Genomic DNA, 19,931 nt, shown 5'->3' on the forward strand with positions numbered 1-19,931 from the left:
GCGCGGCCGCTCACCCGTGCATGGCGCGCACCAGGGAGCCGTGCGAGTCGTCGTTGTCCAGCGACCACAGGCTCAGCCCGGCCAGTCCCAGGTCCTTGGCGTAGGCGGCCTTCTGCCGGATCACCTCGGGATCGTCGTAGCTCCAGAACTCGTCCCCGTCGTACAGCCACAGCGCCCCGTGCTCGCGGTCGCGGAACCGCCTGCCGGGGCGGCGCGCCAGGGTCCGGTAGTCCTCATCGCCCGGTTCCCAGGTGCCCGGGGCCACCTCCCGGGCGCGCTGGTAGAGGCCGTTGCGGCGGCCGCGGACGCCGCGCCAGCCCCGCCCGAACCCGGGGACGCCGATGACCAGCTTCTCCGGGGGCACGCCCAGTTCCAGGTAGTTGACCACGCCGGTGTCCAGGCTGAGCTTCCGCGGCGAGGGATCGTCGCGGGGGGTGTACAGCTGCGAGGCGTGGTTGGTGGTCAGGTCCCAGTCGCCGTTGAAGTCGTAGCCCTGCACGATCCCGAAGTCCAGGTAGTCGAACAGTTCCAGTTCGATTCCCGCCGCGATGCGCTCGGCGTCGGCGGGCAGGTAGGCGCTGATCTCCACCGGGCGGCCCGTCCGCGCGGTGAAGTCGTCCAGCTGGCGGCGGGTCTCAGCGAGCAGCAGCGTGTAGTTGCGCCGGTCCTCGGGGCGGACCACGTTGTGCTCGTGCCCGTCGGAGCCCGGCCACTCCCAGTCGAAGTCGACGTAGTCGAAGATCCCCGCGGCGGTTCCCGGACCGCCCTGCGGCTCGCCCGGCAGCACCGGGAGGTTGCCGTCGAAGTAGAGGGAGACCAGTGAGGAGGCGAAGGCCGCCCGCGACTCGGGGGTGTGCGCGGCGTTGGACAGGTACTTGGAGGCGTTCCAGCCGCCGAAGGAGATGCCGACCTTGAGGTGCCGGTGCCGTTTCTTCAGTTTCCGCAGCTGGTTGAAGTTTCCGGCCAGGGGCTGTTCATAGGAGTCGCCCCTGCCGTCTACGCTTTCCGAAGTGCTGAACCGGCACTGGTAGTCCGCCCAGGCGTCCCCGGTCGCCTCGTCGGTCATGACGCAGACGCCCTGCTCGTCCAACTCACCGAAGGCGTAGGTGAGGTGGGTGAGTTTGGCGGCCTGTCCGCTGGAGTGGACGTCACGCAGGAAGTAGTGACGGTCGTAGATGCCCCACTGGGGAAAGTAGCCGATGATGCGCACCGGGGGTCCTCTCGCGTCTGGGCGGTCGGTGTCACGGAGTGTGGCGCAGAACGCCAGATTCGCCCGCTATCGTCGTTGAGGTCAAGCGTGTAGAGAAGGGAATCGCATGTCCGGCATCCCCAGCCGAGCGCGGTTCGAAGCCCCTCGGAAGCGTCCCCCCGTCCGTGCGGCGGCGGCCCTGGCCGCCGCGACGCTGGCCGTGACGGGGTGCGGCGGCTCCGACTCGGCCTCGTCGGAGCGTCCCCCCGTTCCCGAACCCGACGCCACGTACGGCGGTGTCCTCACGGCCGCCGAGGCTCCCCCGCCCGCGGGGTTCACCCCCCTCAACATCGAGGGGGTCAAGATCAACGCACCCCAGGGATGGGAGGTCGACCAGGGGGAGGGAGTGCTGTGCATGCGTCCCCCCGGGCAGGCGACCTGCGGCTACGGTGCGATCGAGGTGCGGCCCAAGGCCGCCGAGCGGCACCCCGCCAACTGGCCCAAGAAGGACAGCGCCTTCCACAAGGACGACGGCTGGGCCGCGGAACCCGACACCTGCCGCAGCCTGAACACCGCCGAGGCCGGGAACGTCGGGATCAGGGAGTCCAAGCTGAACCTGGTCGGCGACGGGTTGACCACCCACGCCGACGGACTCCGGTCGCACTACTCCACCTGGAAGGTGACCTGCGAGAACGACGACGTCTTCGAGGTGCGGCTGTGGTTCCTCCCGGAGAGTGACGTGCTGGTCTACGCCTGGTCGGTGGACCAGCGCTACGACAGCCTCTACCTCACGGTCGCCGAGTCGATGGACGTCACCGAGTACAAGCAGCGCAACAGCGAGCAGGAACGGCGGGACGAAGACGAGGACGAGGACCGCGACGACGACTAGCGGGGCGCCCGGGGAGGCGGCCGCCTCCCCGGGGCTCACTCCCCGTCGAACACCAGCCAGGACACCCCCAGCGGCGGATAGGTCACCAGGGCGGAGGCGGGCTGGCCCTGCCACGGGGTCTCCTCGGAGGCCTCGATGACCCCCGGCTGGGAGACCCCGCTGCCGCCGTAGAGCACGGCGTCGGTGTTGAGGACCTCCCGCCACCGGCCCGCGCGGGGCAGGCCGACCCGGCGCTCCGGGTGCGGACCGCCGCTGAAGTTCACCAGGCAGGCCAGCACCGAGCCGTCGTCGCCCCACCGCAGGAACGACAGCGTGTTGCCGCCCGCGTCGCCGCCGTCCAGCCAGGTGAAGCCCTCGGGAACGGTGTCCTGGCTCCACAGCGCCGGAGTGTCCCGGTACAGCCGGTTGAGATCGGCCACCAGACGGCGCACCCCGGCGTGGTGCGGGTACCGCAGCAGCCACCACGGCACCCCGGCGTCGTGCGACCACTCCTCGCCCTGGGCGATCTCGGCCCCCATGAACAGCAGCTGCTTGCCGGGGTGCGCCCACATGTACCCCAGCAGCGCCCGCAGGTTGGCGCAGCGTTGCCACTCGTTCCCGGGCATCTTGTACAGCAGGGAGCCCTTGCCGTGCACCACCTCGTCGTGGGAGAGCGGCAGCACGTAGTTCTCGCTGTGGGCGTACACCATCGAGAAGGTGATCTCGTTGTGGTGGTACTGCCGGTGCACCGGGTCGTGTCGCAGGTAGGCCAGGGTGTCGTGCATCCAGCCCATGTTCCACTTGAAGCCGAAGCCGAGGCCGCCGGTGTCGGTGGCGCGGGTCACCCCGGGCCAGGCCGTCGACTCCTCGGCGATCATGGTGATCCCCGGGTTGCGCCGGTAGGCGGTGGCGTTCAGCTCGCGGAGGAAGTCGATGGCCTCCAGGTTCTCCCGGCCGCCGTAGGCGTTGGGCTCCCACTGGCCCGAATCGCGGGAGTAGTCCAGGTAGAGCATCGAGGCCACGGCGTCCACCCGCAACCCGTCGACGTGGAACTCCTCCAGCCAGAACAGCGCGTTGGCGACCAGGAAGTTGCGCACCTCGGTCCGGCCGTAGTTGAAGATGAGCGTGTCCCAGTCGGGGTGCTCGCCGCGCCGCGGGTCGGGATGCTCGTACAGGGCGGTGCCGTCGAAGCGGGACAGCGCCCACTCGTCCCGCGGGAAGTGCGCGGGAACCCAGTCCAGCAGCACCCCGATGCCCGCCTGGTGCAGCCGGTCCACCAGGTGCCGGAAGTCGTCGGGGGAACCGAAGCGGGAGGTGGGCGCGTAGTAGGAGGTGACCTGGTAGCCCCAGGACCCGCCGAACGGGTGCTCGGCGACGGGCAGGAACTCCACGTGCGTGAAGCCCATCTCGCGGACGTAGTCCACCAGCTGGTCGGCCAGCTCCAGGTAGGACAGGCCGGGCCGCCACGAGCCGAGGTGCACCTCGTAGACGCTCACCGGCTCCCGGGTGAGGTCTGCGGTCTTGCGTTCGGCGAGCCAGGCGTCGTCGTGCCACTCGTGGCGGGAGGTGAACACCACCGACGCGGTCTCCGGCGGCACCTGGGTGGCGAACGCCATCGGATCGGCCTTCTCCCGCCACACGCCGTCGGCGCCCAGCACCTGGTACTTGTAGCGGGTGCCGTCGCCGACCCCCGGAACGAACAGCTCCCACACGCCGCAGGCGCCCAGGGAGCGCATCGGGTGCCCGGTGCCGTCCCAGTGGTTGAAGTCCCCGACGACACGCACGCCGCGGGCGTTGGGCGCCCACACCGCGAACGCCGTCCCGGCGGTCTCGCCCAAGACCGAGGGAAAACGTCTGGTGTGGGCGCCCAAGGCCCGCCACAGTTCTTCGTGCCGCCCCTCGCAGATGAGGTGGATGTCCAGTTCACCGAGGGTGGGCAGGTGCCGGTAGGGGTCGTCGACGACGAGCTCCTCGCCGTCGTCGGAGTAGCGGACCACCAGTCGGTAGTCGGGGACCTGCGTGCCCGGCACCGTGCCGGCGAACACCCCGCTGCGCAGGTGGGGCAGTTCGACCCGGCTGCCGTCCGGCAGCAGGACGTGCACGGAGCGGGCCAGCGGGCGCAGGGCGCGCACGTGGACCCCCTCCGGTCCCGGATGGGCTCCGAGCAGGCCGTGCGGGTTGTGGTGTGCTCCGGAGACGAGGGTGTCGATCTCGGCGAGGAGTGCGTCGGTCATGGTCATCCGTAACGGTCGAAGGATCGGGAGAAGGGGGTCGGAGCCCCGCGGAGAGGACGGGACGGACCAGGGAGACCGGGATCACCCGGTCAGTGCCGTGATCGAGTCCAGTGGAATGCTGATCCAGTGCGGTCGGTGGCGGGCCTCGTACATCACCTCGTAGACCGCCTTGTCGTACTCGAACGCGCGCAGCACGACCTGGTGCTTCTCCGGGTCGACCCCGCCGCCGGAGGCGTAGCCCTCGCAGAACGCCTCGCGGTTGCGCTGCGCCCACGCCCGTGCCGCCGTGACCAGGGCGGCATCGTCGGTATGGCCGACCAGCTGGTACCGGGCGGCGTAGTCGAACGACCGCAGCATGCCCGCCACGTCCCGCAGCGGACTGGACAGCTTCTGCCGTTCGCCGACCGGGACCGCGGGTTCGCCCTCGAAGTCCAGCAGCACCCACCCGGAGTCGGTGCGCACCACCTGGCCCAGGTGGTAGTCGCCGTGGACCCGCTGCACCGGCAGGTCGGCGTGGGAGTCGCGCAGCGCCTCGAACGCCGCGTACAGCGTCTGTGCGTGCGGAGCCAGTTCCGGCACCTCGGCCACCGCCGTGTGCAGCCGGGCCGTCATGGCGTCGGCCAGGCGCGACTGGGCCTCGGAGCCGAGCACGTCCGTGGGCAGGACGCGGGCCAGGTCCCGGTGGACCGCGGCGGTGGCGGCGCCCAGCCGCTGGGCCTCGCCCGCGAAGTCGCCGCCCGCCTCGCCGGGCGGCAGCCCCGGGGAGGCGTACAGGTCGCGCACGCTGGTCGCGGCCAGCACCCAGCCGTCGGTGGCGCTGCGCAGGTACTCCTGGAGCATCGCCAGCGTGGTGGGCGTGGTCCGTCCGGTGGCGGGGTCGGCCACGTCGACCTCGATCCAGCCGTGGGGCCGGGCGACGAACTCCGATCCCGCCCCGGCCAGCGCCGAGGTCAGCTCCAGGTCCGGGTTGAGTCCCGGCCACAGCCGCCGGAACGTCTTGAGCACGTACTCCTCGCCGTAGACGAGGGTGGTGTTGGACTGCTCACCGGTCAGCACCAGGCTGCGCAGCCCGGTGTGCACCCCGGTCCCGGGCGTGGTGCGGAACCGCACCGCGCCGACGTCGCGGTTCTCCGCGATCCCGGACAGCAGGTGCGCCGTCATGACCGTGTCGTGCGCGGCGTCGTAGGCCGCCACGGTCGACGGGCCGTCCAGGCCGGCGGGGGACTCGCACACGCCGATGACGGCGTGTGCGAGTTCGTCCGGAACCGCGCCGGGACTGCGCAGCCCGAGGAGCACCTGGTAGCGGTCGGTTCTGCCGTCCTGGGTGACCGCCACCACCAGTATGCGCAGGCCGGGGAGGCCGGGGACGACGACGTGCGCGGCTTCGATCCGCAGGGCGTCGACGGCCACCCCCTTGCCCGCGAACCAGCGCTGGGTCGGAAGCCAGGTGGTCAGTAGCTCCTCAAGCCGAGTCATGACAGACAGATCCGTTTCTCCTCAGGACCGTTGTGCGGACCGCTGGGTCGGGTCGGACGCCGTGTCGTCCGCGGCGCCGGGCTCCGGCAGGACGGCCGTGATAGCGGTCACGGGACTGGCCAGGGGCTGCTCCTCGGGGACCGGCGGAAGCTGGAACCAGTAGAAGCCGTGCCCGGGAAGAGTCAACAGGTAGGGCAGTTCCCCGATGGGGGGGAAATGCACTCCTCCGGTGCACTCGATCGGCGTGACCCCCTCGAAGCGGCGGAGGTCCAGTTCGACCGGTTGCGGAAAACGGGACAGGTTGTTGACGCACAGCATCCGGTCGTTGCCGTACTCGCGGACGAACGCCAGCACACTGGGGTTGCTCGCGTGCAGTTCGGTGAACTGCCCGGTGCCGAAGACGGGGTGCCGCTTGCGGATCTGGATCATCTTGCGCGTCCAGTTCAGCAGGGAGCTGGGGTTGTCCAGCTGGGCCTCGACGTTGATCGCCTGGTAGCCGTAGATCGGGTCCATGATCAGCGGCAGGTACAGCCGGCCCGGGTCGCAGCGGGAGAACCCGGCGTTGCGGTCGGACGTCCACTGCATGGGGGTGCGCACGCTGTCGCGGTCGCCCAGCCAGATGTTGTCGCCCATGCCGATCTCGTCGCCGTAGTACAGCACCGGGGAGCCGGGCAGCGACAGCAGCAGCGCGGTGAACAGCTTGATCTGGTTGGTGTCGTTCTCCAGCAGCGGGGCCAGGCGGCGCCGGATGCCCACGTTGGCGCGCATCCGCGGGTCCTTGGCGTACTCGGCGTACATGTAGTCGCGTTCTTCGTCGTTGACCATCTCCAGCGTCAACTCGTCGTGGTTGCGCAGGAAGATCGCCCACTGGCAGTTGCGCGGGATGCGCGGGGTCTGCGCGAGGATCTCGGAGATGGGGTAGCGCTGCTCCCTGCGGACCGCCATGAACATGCGCGGCATCAGCGGGAAGTGGAAGTTCATGTGGCACTCGTCGCCGCCGGACTCGAAGTCGCCGAAGTAGTCGACGACGTCGGCGGGCCACTGGTTGGCCTCGCTCAGCAGCACCCGGTCGGGGTAGAGGCGGTCCACCTCGGCGCGGATCCGCTTGAGGAACTCGTGGGTCTCCTTGAGGTTCTCGCAGTTGGTGCCCTCACGCTCGTACAGGTAGGGCACGGCGTCCAGGCGGAACCCGTCGATGCCGAGGTCCAGCCAGAACCGCATCACCTCCAGGATGGCGTCCTGCACCGCCGGGTTCTCGAAGTTGAGGTCGGGCTGGTGGGAGAAGAAGCGGTGCCAGTAGTACTGCCCGCGCACCTCGTCGTAGGCCCAGTTGGACTGCTCGGTGTCGATGAAGATGATGCGCGCGTCGGCGTACCGTTCGGTGGTGTCGGACCAGACGTAGAAGTCGCCGTAGGGGCCGTCGGGGTCCTCCCGGGAGGCCTTGAACCACGGGTGCTGGTCGCTGGTGTGGTTCATGACCAGGTCGGTGATGACCCGGATCCCGCGCTCGTGGGCTTTCTCCACCAGTTCGATGAAGTCGGCGATCTGCCCGAACTCCGGCAGGATCTTCATGTAGTCGGAGATGTCGTAGCCGCCGTCGCGCAGCGGGGACTCGTAGATCGGCAGCAGCCACAGGCAGTCGATGCCCAGCCACTGGAGGTAGTCCAGCTTCTCGATGAGCCCGCGCAGGTCGCCGGTGCCGTCTCCGTTGGAGTCGTAGAAGCCGCGGACCAGGACCTCGTAGAACACCGCGTGCTTGTACCAGTAGGGATCGCGCGGCTTCTCATGGGTGAACGTGTCCGGGACGGACACGAGGGGTGTGCGGCTGGTGCCGGGAACCGGCTCGGGTGTGGTCATCGACTTCTCCACCTGTGTTGGCTGTCCACTGCGTTCCCACAGGACCCCGGATGCGGGCGTGATTCGGTTCGGGGCCCTAGGCAGAGGTGACTGTGAATACGTGAGCGGTCTGAACGTGCGGGTCGAGGCGGACGTAGTTGGCCTCTACCCAGTGATACGAATCTCCCGACAACTGGTCGGTGACCGTGATGTGGTCGCCGGGGGCGAAGCCGAGCGCCGGCATGTCGAGCCAGACGGTCGCTTCGCGCGTGTGGTGCGGGTCGAGATTGGCGACGACCAGGACGGTGTCGTCACGCCCCTGGTCGGCGGAGGCCAACCGCTTCGAGTAGCAGATGATCTCGGGCTGGTCGGCGTGGTGGAACCGCAGGTTGCGCAGTTCTTGCAGGGCCGGGTGGCTGCGCCGCAGGTAGTTCAGCTTGCGGATCAGCGGGGTGATGGTGATCCCGGCCTCCTCGGCCGCGTCCCAGTCGCGCGGCCGGTACTGGTACTTCTCCGAGTCGAGGTACTCTTCGCTGCCCGGCTTCAGCGCGCGGTTCTCGCACAGTTCGTAGCCGGAGTACATGCCCCAGGTCGGGGAGAGCGTGGCGGCGAGGATCGCCCGGACCTCGAACGCCGGGCGCCCGCCGTGCTGCAGGTAGGCGTGCAGGATGTCAGGGGTGTTGACGAAGAAGTTGGGGCGCATGTAGGCGGCCGCCTCACCGGTGAGCTCGGTGAGGTACTCCTCCAGTTCCTGCTTGGTGTTGCGCCAGGTGAAGTAGGTGTAGGACTGGTGGAACCCGATCCTGGCCAGGGTGTGCATCATCGCCGGCCGGGTGAACGCCTCGGCGAGGAAGATGACGTCGGGATCGGTCGCGGCGATGTCGGCCAGCAGGCGCTCCCAGAACGACACCGGCTTGGTGTGCGGGTTGTCCACGCGGAAGACGCGCACACCGTGCGACATCCAGTACCGCACGATCCGGCGCACCTCGGCGAAGATCCCCTCGGGGTCCTTGTCGAAGTTGAGCGGGTAGATGTCCTGGTACTTCTTGGGCGGGTTCTCCGCGTAGGCGATCGAGCCGTCGGCGCGGACCGTGAACCACTCGGGGTGCTCCTTGACCCACGGGTGGTCGGGGGAGGCCTGGAGGGCCAGGTCCAGGGCGACCTCCAGCCCGAGTTCGCGGGCGCGGGCCACGAAGGCGTCGAAGTCCTCGATGGTGCCCAGGTCCGGGTGGACGGCGTCGTGGCCGCCCTCGTAGGAGCCGATCGCCCACACCGACCCGGGGTCGCCCGGCTGGGCCAGGGGCGAGTTGTTGCGCCCCTTGCGGAAGGAGTGGCCCACCGGGTGGATGGGCGGCAGGTAGACGATGTCGAACCCCATGTCGGCGATGGCGGGCAGGCGCCTGGCCGCGGTGGCGAACGTGCCAGAGCGGGGTTCGCCGTCCTCGGTGTCGAGCACCGCGCCCTCGGAGCGCGGGAAGAACTCGTACCAGGAGCCGAACAGCGCGCGCCGGCGGCTGACCACCACGGGGAAGCGCTTGGACCGGGTGACCAGTTCCCGCAGCGGGCGCTCGGCCAGTTCGCTGAGGACGAGGTCGGACACGGCGAGTTCCAGCCGTTCGTGGGCGGGGCGGGACTCGTCCCGCAGGGCGGCGGCGATCTCGGCGATCGCGGGACGGCGCGGGACGCGGCGGGCGATGCGGTCGAGCAGGCGGGCGCCCTCCTCCAGCATCAGGTCGACGTCCTGGCCGAGCGGGATCTTGATCTCGGCGTCGTGGCGCCACGTCGCGTACGGGTCGCCCCACGCCTCGATGACGAAGTGCCAGCGCCCCTCCGAGGTGACGGTGACCTCGGCTTCGTAGCGGTCGGTGCCCGGGGCGACCTCGCGGAGCGGGACGAGGGGCCGGCGCTGCCCCTCGGGGGTGTAGAGGACCACGCCCGCACCGAGTGCCTCGTGGCCTTCGCGGAACACGGTCGCACGCACGGGAAAGGTCTCGCCGACGACGGCCTTGGCCGTCCCGGCCTCGACCACGGGCGAGACGTCGAGAATGGGAAATCGTCCGATCACGGGTGCACCATCGAGATGTTGAGGTCCGGGTGGTTTGGCGGGTTGTGGCGGTTGTGCGGCAGAGGGCGGGCCTAGCTGTCAAAAATCGCCCAAGAAACCTTCAAGAGGTGCTTTGGGGCTGAGTGTGGGTGAGTCGCTCCTGTGTCTATAGTCGGGCTGAATTCTCCACTCTCCGACAGTCCGAACGGATTTATTTTTGTGAGGCTAGTCACATATCCGCCCGGTGGGCAAGTAGCACACCCGAAGGGTAGGGAAGCAAAAAGGGCGGAAGGGAGCAGGAGAAGCGGGACCCCCAACCCCTCCCCTCCCATCTGCGTGATCAACGTGATCTACGGGTAAACAGCTCGAAACACAGAGGAATTCTTCATGTCACATAAGAGGTGTTCCGACGCTGCCTCCGGCTGTTCTTCACGCTTCTGCCACGATCATTCAAAGCGGCGGTAAATCTTTTTCCCGAAGGATCTCCGGTGTGGCGATTTCCAGGCGGGAGGCGTGATTTGCCGACATCTGCGGTGCGGCGGCGTGGAAGGCTCGCATGCGGTCGGTCTGTTGGTTAGCCTCCCGTTTCGTGAAGGCCATTCGTAGGTTCACCGTCCGCACCGTTCTGCCCGACGAGCTGGCTGCCCTGGGCAGGCTCGCCGCCAACCTGCGCTGGGCGTGGCACGCCCCCACGCGTGCCGTGTTCGCCGCGGTCGACCCCGGACTCTGGGAGTCCGTGGGCCACGACCCGGTCCGGCTGCTCGGCGAGGTCCCCCCGGAACGCCTCCGGGAGCTCTCCGGCGACGCGGAGTTCCGAACCCGTCTCGACGAGGCCGCCGCCGACCTGGACCGCTACCTCGACGCCCCGCTGTGGTACCAGCGGTTCGCCGACGGCGCCCAGGCCACGCCGCCGGCGGCGGTCGCCTACTTCTCCGCCGAGTACGGACTCGACGCCGCGCTGCCGCAGTACTCCGGGGGACTGGGCATCCTCGCCGGGGACCACCTCAAGAGCGCCAGCGACCTGGGCGTCCCGGTGATCGGCGTGGGACTGCTGTACCGGCACGGCTACTTCTCCCAGTCGCTGTCGCCCGAGGGGTGGCAGCTGGAGCGCTACCCCGAGATCGACCCGCGCGGCCTGCCCATGACCCGCCTGGAGGACGACGGCAACCCGGTCGGGGTCACCGTCGCCCTGCCCGACGACCACCTGCTGACCGCGCACGTGTGGGTGGTGCGCGTGGGCCGGGTGCCGCTGCTGCTGCTGGACACCTACCAGGAGGACAACGAACCGGAGCTGCGCGGCGTCACCGACCGCCTCTACGGCGGCGGAAACGAGCAGCGGCTGCGCCAGGAACTGCTGCTGGGCATCGGCGGGCTGCGCGCGGTCCGCACCTACTGCGCCCGCACCGGGCACCCCGAACCCGAGGTCTTCCACATGAACGAGGGGCACGCCGGGTTCCTGGGCCTGGAGCGGCTGCGCGAGTACATCGAGACCGCCGGCCTGGACTTCGACGAGGCGCTGGAAGCCACCCGGGCGGGCACCGTGTTCACCACCCACACCCCCGTGCCCGCCGGCATCGACCGCTTCCCCCGGGAACTGGTGGAACGCCACTTCAGCGGCCCCGTCGCACTCCCCGGCCTGCCGGTGGAACGGGTCATGGCACTGGGCGCCGAGACCTACCCGGGCGGGGACCCCGACGTGTTCAACATGGCCGTGATGGGGATGCGGCTCGCCCAGCGGGTCAACGGGGTCAGCAGGCTGCACGGGGCGGTCAGCCGGGAGATGTTCGGCGGGCTGTGGCCGGGGTTCGACGTCGACGAGGTCCCCATCACCTCGGTCACCAACGGGGTGCACGCCGCCACCTGGGTGGCGGAGGAGGCCCTGGAGACGGCCCGGTCCCTGGTCACCGACCCGGAGGAGTTCGAGACGCCGCAGGGCTGGGAGCGGATCGTCGAGAAGGACGGGGAGGAGCTCTGGCGGATGCGCCGCACCCTGCGGGAGCGGCTGGTCGTCGAGGCCCGGCGGCGGCTGCGCGCCTCCTGGCGGCAGCGCGGGGCCACCGAGGCGGAACTCACCTGGATCGACGAGGCGCTCGACCCGGAGGTGCTCACCGTCGGCTTCGCCCGGCGGGTGCCCTCCTACAAGCGGCTCACCCTGATGCTGCGCGACCCCGAGCGGCTCACCGCGCTGCTGCGCCACCCGGAACGCCCCGTCCAGATCGTCATCGCCGGCAAGGCGCACCCCGCCGACGAGGGCGGCAAGCGGCTCATCCAGGAGATCGTGCGCTTCAGCGACGACCCCCGGGTGCGGGACCGGATCGTCTTCCTGCCCGACTACGACATGGCGCTGGCCGGGGCGCTGGTGCGCGGCTGCGACGTGTGGCTGAACAACCCGCTGCGTCCGCTGGAGGCGTGCGGCACCTCCGGGATGAAGTCCGCGCTCAACGGCGGCCTCAACCTGTCGGTCCGCGACGGCTGGTGGGACGAGTGGTTCGACGGCTCCAACGGCTGGGCGATCCCCACCGCCGACGGGGTGGGCGACCCCGAACGGCGCGACGACATCGAGGCCGCGGCGCTGTACGACCTGTTCGAGGAGCAGGTCGCGCCGCTGTTCTACGACCGCGACGAGGCGGGGCTGCCCAGGCGGTGGCTGGAGATGGTCAAGCACACCCTGGTCTCGCTGGGACCCAAGGTGCTGGCCACCCGCATGGTCCGCGAGTACGTGGAACGGCTCTACCAGCCCGCGGCGCTCTCCGCGCGGCGGCTCGCCGCCGACGGGCAGCGCGGCGCCCGGGAACTGGCCGCCTGGAAGCGGAAGGTGCGCCGGGCCTGGCCGGGGGTGCGCATCGAGCACGTCGAGGTGTCCGGCAAGGGGGAGCCGCCGCAGCTGGGCGGGGAACTGGTGGTGCGCGCCACCCTGGTGCTGGGGGACGTCGACCCCGACGACCTGTGCGTGGAGGTGGCGTTGGGCCGCGTCGACGAGTCCGACGAACTGGTGGACCCCTCCTACACCGAACTGGCGCCGCTGGAGACCCAGGACGTCGCGCGGCCGCTGGTCCGCTTCACCGGGACGGTCCCGCTGGACCGTGCGGGCGCCTGCGGCTACACGGTCCGGGTGCGCCCCCGGCACCCGCTGCTGACCCACCCGGCCGAGACGGGGCTGGCCGTGGTGCCCGAGCCCGCCACGGGAATCGGCGGACTGGTGCTGCGCTGACGGGGAGGACCGCGGCCGTGTCCGGGGCGGCAGCCGGGACGCGGCCCGCCCGGGCACGTGGCCGGCCCCGGTACGGCGGAGGCCACTGGTCCCGGTTGCTCCCCCGTGGCCATAATGGGGGAGCACAACGAACGACAGGGGAGCGCCTCAGCGCTGAGAGTGCGGCACAGCCGCAGACCCTTACACACCTGATCTGGGTAATGCCAGCGAAGGAAGTCGTGGGAACCGCCGCCGGTGGCGTGCGCCCGCGCGCCGGTTCCTCCGGCGGGCGCCGGCTCACCGGTGTGCGCTCTTGGCCGCAGAGCCCTCCGTGATACGCGAAGGGATCACGACCATGACCAGCCCCGCCGCCCCCCGGCCCGGGCACGACCGCACCACCCCGCTGCACTGGCGCACCGTGGACATCGTGGTGTCCGCCGTCATCGGTGTCGCCGTCGGCCTCGTCTTCTGGCTGTGGAGCGCCCTGTGGAGCGCCACCACCGGACTGTTCGCCTTCTTCCCTCCGGCCCAGGCCGTCCTCTACGGCATGTGGCTGGTCCCCGGAGTCCTCGGCGGACTCGTCATCCGCAAACCCGGCGCCGCCCTGCTGACCTCGCTCGCGGCCGCCTCCCTGGAGATGCTGCTGGGCACCGGCTGGGGAGTGTCCGTCCTCGTCTCCGGAGCCCTGCAGGGACTGCTGAGCGAGCTGACCTTCCTCGCCTTCCGCTACCGCCACTGGGGCATGGGCGTGGCCGTGCTGGCGGGAGTCGCCGGGGGCATCTCCCCCGCCATCCGGGACAACCTCACCTCCCACATCACCTGGCCGCTGTCCCACCAGGTCACCTACGGGGTGATCGTGCTGATCAGCGCGGGAGTCATCGCGGGGGCGGGGTCGCGGCTGCTCACCACGCGCCTGGCCGCGGCCGGGGCGCTGGCCCCCTTCCCCTCGGCGCGGGGGTAGTCCGATGCGCACCGCGAACCACGACGGCGCCGGCGCGCGCGTCGAACTGTCCGGCTGGGGATGGCGGCACGCCGGACGCGCCGAGTACGCGCTGCGCGGCGTCGACCTGGTGATCGAGCCGGGCGAACGCGTGCTGCTGCTGGGCTCCTCCGGAGCGGGCAAGAGCACCCTGCTGCACGCGCTCGCCGGACTCACCGGACCCGACGGCGCCCTCACCGGGGAGGAGGAGGGGCGGCTGCTGGTCGACGGGCAACCGGCGAACCGGCGGCGCGGCGCGGTCGGCCTGGTCGCGCAGGACCCGGAGAGCCAACTGGTGATGGCCCGCGCCGGGGACGACGTCGCCTTCGGGCTGGAGAACCTCGGCGTGCCCCGCGAGCGGATCTGGGCCCGGGTGGACGAGGCGCTCGCCCGCGTCGGCTTCCCCCACGGGCGGAACCACCCCACGGCGGCGCTGTCCGGAGGGGAGAAGCAGCGCCTGGTCATCGCCGGGGTGCTCGCCATGCGCCCCCGCCTGCTGCTGCTGGACGAACCCACCGCCAACCTCGACCCGGCGGGCGCGCGGCTGGTCCGCGGCGTCCTCGCCCGCCTGCTCGCCGACACCGGGGCCACCCTGGTGCTCGTCGAACACCGCGTCGCCGACGTGGTGGACCTGGTGGACCGGGTCGTGGTGGTGGAACCGAGAGGCGGGGTGGTCGCCGACGGGGCGCCCCGCACCGTGTTCGCCGACCACGGCCGCGCCCTGGCCGAGCGGGGCGTGTGGGTGCCCGGCGTCGACCCCGCCCCCCGGACGGGGCGCGCCCCCGGCGGTCCCGCCCTCGTCGAGGCCGTGGGCTGCGCCCTGCGCACCCCGGCCCCCCTGGGACGGCGGAGGCGGGCCGCGACCGTGCTGCGCGACGTGGACGTCACGGTCGCGGCGGGCAGCGCCACCGCGCTCACCGGGGCCAACGGCGCGGGCAAGTCCACCCTGCTGACGGCGCTGGCCGGGCTGGCGAAACCGGCCGCGGGGCAGGTGCTGCCGCGCGGCCCGCTCGCCGACGCCGACCCGCGCCCGCTGGTCAGGTGGCCGGCGCGGCGCCTCGCCCGGCACGTCGGCACGGTGTTCCAGCACGCCGAGGACCAGTTCGTCACCGCCACCGTGCGCGACGAACTGCGGTTCGCGCCGCTGCGCGCGGGAGCGGACGAGGCCGAGGCCGCCGCGCGGGCGGACGAGCTGCTGGACCGGATGCGGCTGGCCCACCTCGCCGACAAGCACCCCTACACCCTGTCCGGCGGGGAGAAGCGGCGGCTGTCGGTGGCCACCGCGCTCAGCTCCGGCCCCCGGCACGCCCCCGACGTGCTGGTGCTCGACGAACCCACGTTCGGGCAGGACACCCGCACCTGGGTGGAACTCGTGGAACTGCTGGACGGACTGCGCGCCCAGGGCCGGGCGATCGTGCTGGCCACCCACGACCCGCTGCTGCTGCGCCACCTCGCCGACGTCGAACTGCGGGTCGCCGACGGCGCGGTCACCGAGGTCCTGCGCACCGGAACGGAGAACACACGGTGAACTCCGCACCCCTGACCGAGACCGGTCCGCCCTCCGGGCGGAGCCGGCCGGGCGGCGTCCGGTCCTGGCTGCTCGGCGTCAACCCGGCGGCCAAGCTGATCACGGCGGTCGTCCTCTCACTCGGCCTGATCCCCGCGGTGGACCCGGTGACCGGCGGAGTGGTGCTGGCCGTCACGGCCGCGGTGGTGCCGTTCAGCGGCATCGGCCGGTCCACCCTGCTGGTCCTGAGCGTTCCGTTCCTGCTCATGGGCGTCTCCACCGGAGTGGTCAACCTGCTCTACGGCCAGGAGGGCGCCTGGGGCGCGTTCGGCGCGGCGGTCCGCCTGCTGGCCATCGCGCTGCCCGGGCTGCTGGCCGCGGCCAGCAGCGACCCCACCGACCTGGCCGACGCCCTGGTGCAGCGGCTCAGGGTGCCGGAGCGGCCCGCGATGGGCGTGCTCGCCGCGCTGCGTCTGGCGCCGCTGCTGGCCGACCAGTGGCGCACCGTCACCCTGGCCCGCCGGGCCCGCGGCCTGGAAGCCGGACGCAACCCGCTGGCCGCGCTCTCGATCTTCCTGGGCAAGCTGTTCGCGCTGCTGGTCCGCGCCATTCGCACCGGCACACTGCTGGCGACGGCGATGGACGCCCGCGCGTTCGGCACCGGTCCGCGGTCGCACGCCCGGGTCAGCCGCTGGCGGACCGCCGACACCCTGCTCGTCGTCGCCGGCCCGCTGCTGCTCGGAGCCGCCTACGCGGTCTCGGCCCACCTGGGCACGCTGCGTCTGCTGTTCGGCTGAGCAGGGAGGGGACGCCCCCGGGGTCACCGGACCGGGGGCGTCCCCTCCCCGCGATTCTGTCCACGGGGCCGGACCCCGCGAAGCGGCCGCACCCGCCGGTGACCGTTTCGGGGGACAGACCGGGCCAACCGTTGGCGTTCCCCCGTCGGGGTGGGGCGCTGCCCTGACCGCGGAACCGCAGGTGATAGGGAGAAGGGCAGAAACGGCAGGGACCGAAGAACCGAGAGAGAGGAGCGACACATGGGGGAGTTCGTACGGGTGGAGACCGACACCGAGCACCCGGCGGTCGCCGTCATCAGACTCGACCGGCCCAAGATGAACGCGCTCAACAGCCAGGTCCAGCGGGAGATCGCCGAGGCCGCCGCCCAGGTCGGCGCGGACCCGAAGGTGGCCGCAGCGGTCATCTACGGGGGTGAGCGGGTGTTCGCCGCCGGAGCCGACATCAAGGAGATGGCGGACATGGACTACGCCGCCATGTCCGCGCACTCCCGCACGCTGCAGGACTGCTTCACCGCCGTGGCCCGCATCCCCAAGCCCGTCATCGCCGCGATCACCGGGTACGCCCTCGGCGGCGGCTGCGAACTGGCGCTGTGCGCCGACTTCCGAATCGCCGCGGACAACGCCAAGCTCGGCCAGCCCGAGATCCAGCTCGGCATCATCCCCGGCGCCGGCGGCACCCAGCGGCTGCCCCGGCTCATCGGCCCGGCGAAGGCCAAGGACCTGATCTACACGGGGCGGCACGTCGACGCCGCGGAGGCGCTGCGGATCGGCCTGGTGGACGAGGTGGTGCCCGCCGAGGAGGTGTACCGCACGGCGGTGGCCCGGGCGGCCCGCTACGCGGGCGGTCCGGCGGTCGCGCTGCGCGCCGCCAAGCAGGCCATCGACGCCGGACTGGAGGTGGACCTGGACACCGGCCTGGAGATCGAGCGGCTGCAGTTCTCCGCGCTGTTCGCCACCGAGGACCAGAAGACCGGCATGCGCAGCTTCATGGAGCAGGGCCCCGGCAAGGCCGAGTTCTCCGGGAGGTGAGCCATGTGGCAGCTGACCGACCACGCCGCCGCTGACCGGCCCGACCTGCTGGCCGATCCGGTCGCCGCCGCGATCGCCGCGTGGAAGCACACCACCCCGGTGGAGCGGCTCCGGGTCGCCGCCATCGACCCGGAACTGGCCGACACCGCGAACTTCTGCGAAGCCTACGGGGTGCCCCTGGAGGCGTCGGCCAACTGCGTCGTCATCGCCGCCCGGCGCGGCGGGGAGGCCCGGCTGGCCGCCTGCGTGGTGCTCGCCACCACCCGCGCCGACGTCAACGGGGTGGTCCGCCGCAGGCTGGAGGCGCGCAAGGCCAGCTTCGCCCCCCGGGAGGAGGCGGTGCGCCAGACCGGCATGGAGTACGGCGGCATCACCCCGGTGGGCCTGCCGGAGGAGTGGCCGATCCTGGTCGACGCCGCCGTGGTCGCCCAGCCCTTCGTGGTGGTCGGCAGCGGGCTGCGCCGCTCCAAGCTCGTCCTGCCGGGCACGGCCCTGGCCGAACTGCCGGGCGCGGAGGTCGTCGACGGCCTGGCCCGACCGGCCTGACGGGAGGGGCGGACGCCCCGCCCCTCCCCTCACCCAGGATGAGAATCCCCCTACCGCACGTACCGGCCGCAGGCCAGGGGCGGGGAGGCCGGAACGGGACGGTCGGACGGCGGGATCGGGCGGAACCCCGTCCCGGGTTTTTCCGTCATACTCATGGAGTCAACTCCACCGGACGGGTGAGGCCGCACGAACGCACCCTTTGCGGCTGTACGCGATCCGGCTAGCGTGAGAGACCGCGGTGGTACCGCGCCGTCAGTCCGGTGTCACCGAGAAGATGTGTCGTCGGGCCTGTGCGGTCACGGCTCCCGAGCAGTCGGGCATTACCGCACGAGTCCGGGGGATCCCGGCCGATAGGCTGCACCAAGCGGTGTTCGAGGGGATGAGATCACTATGGCAATGGCGGCAGGTTTCCCCGACGGTGAGGAGCTGCCGGAGTACATCGGCCCGTACAAGATCCGTCGGCGCATCGGCCACGGCGGCATGGGTGTCGTGTATCAAGCCGTAGACCCCCAGGACCGGCTGGTCGCGGTCAAGGTGCTGCGTGCGGAGGTGGCGGGGGACGACATCGCCCGCGCGCGGCTGGCCCGCGAGGTCATGACCATGCAGCGGGTGCGCAGCCGCAACGTCGCCGAGGTCATCGACGCCGACACCACCGCGCCCCTGCCCTGGGTGGTCACCGAGTACATCCCCGGCCCCACCCTGGACTCCACCGTGACCAACCACGGTCCGCTGCGCGGCCGCGCGCTGACCCGCCTGGTCACCGGCCTGGCCCGGGCGCTGCGCGACATCCACGAGGCCGAGGTCATCCACCGCGACCTCAAGCCCGGCAACGTGATCATCTCCAACGGCGAGCCGATCATCATCGACTTCGGCATCGCGTACGCGGTGGACGGCTCCAAGCTCACCCAGACCGGCACCTTCGTCGGCACTCCCAGCTACCTGTCGCCCGAGGTCATCGAGGGCTCGGACCTGAGCCCGGCCACCGACATCCACGCCTGGGGCGCCACCGTCGCGTTCGCCGCCACCGGCAACCCGCCGTACGGCGCGGGCGCCTTCGAGGTGATCTTCTTCCGCATCCTCAACGGCGAGATCACCCTCGACGGGGTGCCGGACGCGCTGCGCCCGATCGTCCAGGCCGCGGTGCGGCGCGACCCCCGGTCCCGTCCCACCGCGGCCGAGCTGGTGGCCCAGACCGAGCAGCTCAACCTCGACCTGCCCTGGATGGAGGAGGAGTACCGGCCGTCCGGGGCCACCGGCACGCACACGGTCGCCGCCGACCTGCCGGAGCGCGCGCCGGAAGCGGACCCCGAGGAGAACCCGGGCCCCCGGACCGCGGTGGCGGAGGTGGCGGCCCCGGACAGCACCATGGTCGCCCCGGAGGGCTTCGCCGAGGAGGACGAGGACGACGGCGGGAGAGGCCGCCGCTCCGACGCCCACTACTACGACGCCACGCTGCATCCCGAGGAGTTCCGCGACATCCTGACCCCCGTCGACTACGACGGGCGGAACCGGGGCGGCGACTACGACGACGAGCCGCCGAGCCTGCTGGAGCGGTTCCGCGCCCGGCGCAGGGGCGAGGACCGGATCTCCGACTACTTCGGGGACGACGAGGACGACGGGTACTACGACGAGCAGGAGGCCAGGCGGCTGCCGTGGGTGATGGTGATCCCGGTGGCGCTGGGCATCGTCGGCCTGACCCTCATGCTGCCGACCATCGGCCTGTTCCTGGGCACCCTCGCGGTCACCGTCCTGGGGGGTCTGGACCTCGCCAGGCGGGAGCACGCCCGCCGGCTGCACGAGCGCGGTCCGCGCAGTTCCGACAACGTGGTCGTGGCGTTGAGCATGCCGTGGGCGCTGCTGCGCACCCTGGGGCACGCGGCACTCTACGGCCTGGGCTACCTGCTCGCCGGGATCGTGGTGGGCATCGCGATCGGGATGGTCAGCGGGAACAGTTCGGCGAACGCGGTGGGGGCCTGGGCGCTGGGCGTCGTGGTGCTGATGAACTTCCTGTTCGGTCCGCACGCCCGGGGAGCGCAGCGCCAGTCGCGGTGGCTTGTCAGCAAGATCACCATCCGCAATCCCTACGTCTACTGGGGCACCATCGTCGCGGTCAGCCTGGTCGCGCTGTTCCTGGTGGTGTTCGGGGTGCAGTTGGTTCCGGCCTGGGACCCGATCTCCGGACCGTCGGAGTGGTTCGGCTCCTGACCTGGTCATATCCTTCCCATAAGGGTGTGCG

13 protein-coding genes and 1 riboswitch are annotated in these 19,931 nt (G+C 71.3%); of the genes, 8 read left to right on the top strand and 5 right to left on the bottom strand.

The genetic code is table 11. The annotated features are described in order from the left end of the window. Positions 1–10 precede the first annotated feature (10 nt). The gene (locus tag FOF52_RS20940; RefSeq protein WP_248591597.1) at positions 11–1,210 is read right to left on the bottom strand and encodes a glycoside hydrolase family 18 protein; all 1,200 of its coding nucleotides are present in this window, start codon (positions 1,208–1,210) and stop codon (positions 11–13) included. 106 nt (positions 1,211–1,316) lie between these two features. Here FOF52_RS20940 and FOF52_RS20945 point away from each other — a divergent pair, with 106 nt between their 5' ends. Beyond that, positions 1,317–2,078, top strand: a complete 762-nt coding sequence (locus tag FOF52_RS20945; protein WP_248591598.1) for a hypothetical protein — start codon at positions 1,317–1,319, stop codon at positions 2,076–2,078. Between the two features lie 35 nt (positions 2,079–2,113). Here the strand turns inward: FOF52_RS20945 and glgB are convergent, their stop codons facing one another. The 4 genes from glgB to FOF52_RS20965 all read right to left on the bottom strand — a co-directional run bounded on the left by glgB (position 2,114) and on the right by FOF52_RS20965 (position 9,668). Then, entirely contained in the window at positions 2,114–4,291 is a 2,178-nt protein-coding gene (gene glgB / locus FOF52_RS20950) for a 1,4-alpha-glucan branching protein GlgB (protein WP_425265509.1), read from the bottom strand. A gap of 81 nt (positions 4,292–4,372) precedes the next feature. Then, positions 4,373–5,767, bottom strand: coding sequence for a maltokinase N-terminal cap-like domain-containing protein (locus FOF52_RS20955; RefSeq protein ID WP_248591600.1), 1,395 nt, complete (start codon positions 5,765–5,767; stop codon positions 4,373–4,375). A 21-nt stretch (positions 5,768–5,788) separates the two neighbouring features. After that, complete coding sequence (gene treS / locus FOF52_RS20960; RefSeq protein ID WP_248591601.1) at positions 5,789–7,624, bottom strand: maltose alpha-D-glucosyltransferase; 1,836 nt, start codon at positions 7,622–7,624, stop codon at positions 5,789–5,791. A 76-nt stretch (positions 7,625–7,700) separates the two neighbouring features. After that, a complete protein-coding gene (locus tag FOF52_RS20965; protein WP_248591602.1) occupies positions 7,701–9,668 on the bottom strand; it encodes an alpha-1,4-glucan--maltose-1-phosphate maltosyltransferase in 1,968 nt (655 codons plus the stop codon). A gap of 568 nt (positions 9,669–10,236) precedes the next feature. Here FOF52_RS20965 and glgP point away from each other — a divergent pair. From glgP to FOF52_RS21000, 7 genes are all read left to right on the top strand, one after another. Then, positions 10,237–12,858 (top strand): alpha-glucan family phosphorylase, encoded by a 2,622-nt coding sequence (glgP, locus tag FOF52_RS20970; RefSeq protein ID WP_248591603.1) that lies wholly within the window; start codon positions 10,237–10,239, stop codon positions 12,856–12,858. 126 nt (positions 12,859–12,984) lie between these two features. After that, positions 12,985–13,090: riboswitch (TPP riboswitch) on the top strand. 102 nt (positions 13,091–13,192) lie between these two features. Then, positions 13,193–13,798 (top strand): ECF transporter S component, encoded by a 606-nt coding sequence (locus FOF52_RS20975; protein ID WP_248591604.1) that lies wholly within the window; start codon positions 13,193–13,195, stop codon positions 13,796–13,798. A 4-nt stretch (positions 13,799–13,802) separates the two neighbouring features. Further along, positions 13,803–15,344 (top strand): ABC transporter ATP-binding protein, encoded by a 1,542-nt coding sequence (locus tag FOF52_RS20980; protein ID WP_248591605.1) that lies wholly within the window; start codon positions 13,803–13,805, stop codon positions 15,342–15,344. After that, the gene (locus FOF52_RS20985) at positions 15,341–16,120 is read left to right on the top strand and encodes an energy-coupling factor transporter transmembrane component T family protein (protein ID WP_248591606.1); all 780 of its coding nucleotides are present in this window, start codon (positions 15,341–15,343) and stop codon (positions 16,118–16,120) included. Before FOF52_RS20980 ends, FOF52_RS20985 begins: the two co-directional genes overlap by 4 nt. A 240-nt stretch (positions 16,121–16,360) precedes the next feature. Then, positions 16,361–17,149: an enoyl-CoA hydratase/isomerase family protein gene (locus FOF52_RS20990; RefSeq protein WP_248591607.1), complete on the top strand. Its 789-nt coding sequence runs from the start codon at positions 16,361–16,363 to the stop codon at positions 17,147–17,149. A 3-nt stretch (positions 17,150–17,152) separates the two neighbouring features. Further along, positions 17,153–17,695 (top strand): YbaK/EbsC family protein, encoded by a 543-nt coding sequence (locus FOF52_RS20995; RefSeq protein ID WP_248591608.1) that lies wholly within the window; start codon positions 17,153–17,155, stop codon positions 17,693–17,695. 390 nt (positions 17,696–18,085) lie between these two features. Further along, positions 18,086–19,900, top strand: a complete 1,815-nt coding sequence (locus tag FOF52_RS21000) for a serine/threonine-protein kinase (RefSeq protein ID WP_248591609.1) — start codon at positions 18,086–18,088, stop codon at positions 19,898–19,900. Positions 19,901–19,931: the final 31 nt, after the last annotated feature.

The organism is Thermobifida alba, assembly GCF_023208015.1.
Lineage (GTDB): Bacteria > Actinomycetota > Actinomycetes > Streptosporangiales > Streptosporangiaceae > Thermobifida > Thermobifida alba.

Excerpts from the sequence above, each read along its gene's own strand:
- FOF52_RS20945 (WP_248591598.1), top strand. The coding sequence starts at position 1,317 with ATGTCCGGCATCCCCAGCCGAGCGCGGTTCGAAGCCCCTCGGAAGCGT.
- glgB (WP_425265509.1), bottom strand. The coding sequence starts at position 4,291 with ATGACCGACGCACTCCTCGCCGAGATCGACACCCTCGTCTCCGGAGCA.
- FOF52_RS20955 (WP_248591600.1), bottom strand. The coding sequence starts at position 5,767 with ATGACTCGGCTTGAGGAGCTACTGACCACCTGGCTTCCGACCCAGCGC.
- treS (WP_248591601.1), bottom strand. The coding sequence starts at position 7,624 with ATGACCACACCCGAGCCGGTTCCCGGCACCAGCCGCACACCCCTCGTG.
- FOF52_RS20975 (WP_248591604.1), top strand. The coding sequence starts at position 13,193 with ATGACCAGCCCCGCCGCCCCCCGGCCCGGGCACGACCGCACCACCCCG.
- FOF52_RS20980 (WP_248591605.1), top strand. The coding sequence starts at position 13,803 with ATGCGCACCGCGAACCACGACGGCGCCGGCGCGCGCGTCGAACTGTCC.
- FOF52_RS20990 (WP_248591607.1), top strand. The coding sequence starts at position 16,361 with ATGGGGGAGTTCGTACGGGTGGAGACCGACACCGAGCACCCGGCGGTC.
- FOF52_RS20995 (WP_248591608.1), top strand. The coding sequence starts at position 17,153 with ATGTGGCAGCTGACCGACCACGCCGCCGCTGACCGGCCCGACCTGCTG.
- FOF52_RS21000 (WP_248591609.1), top strand. The coding sequence starts at position 18,086 with ATGGCAATGGCGGCAGGTTTCCCCGACGGTGAGGAGCTGCCGGAGTAC.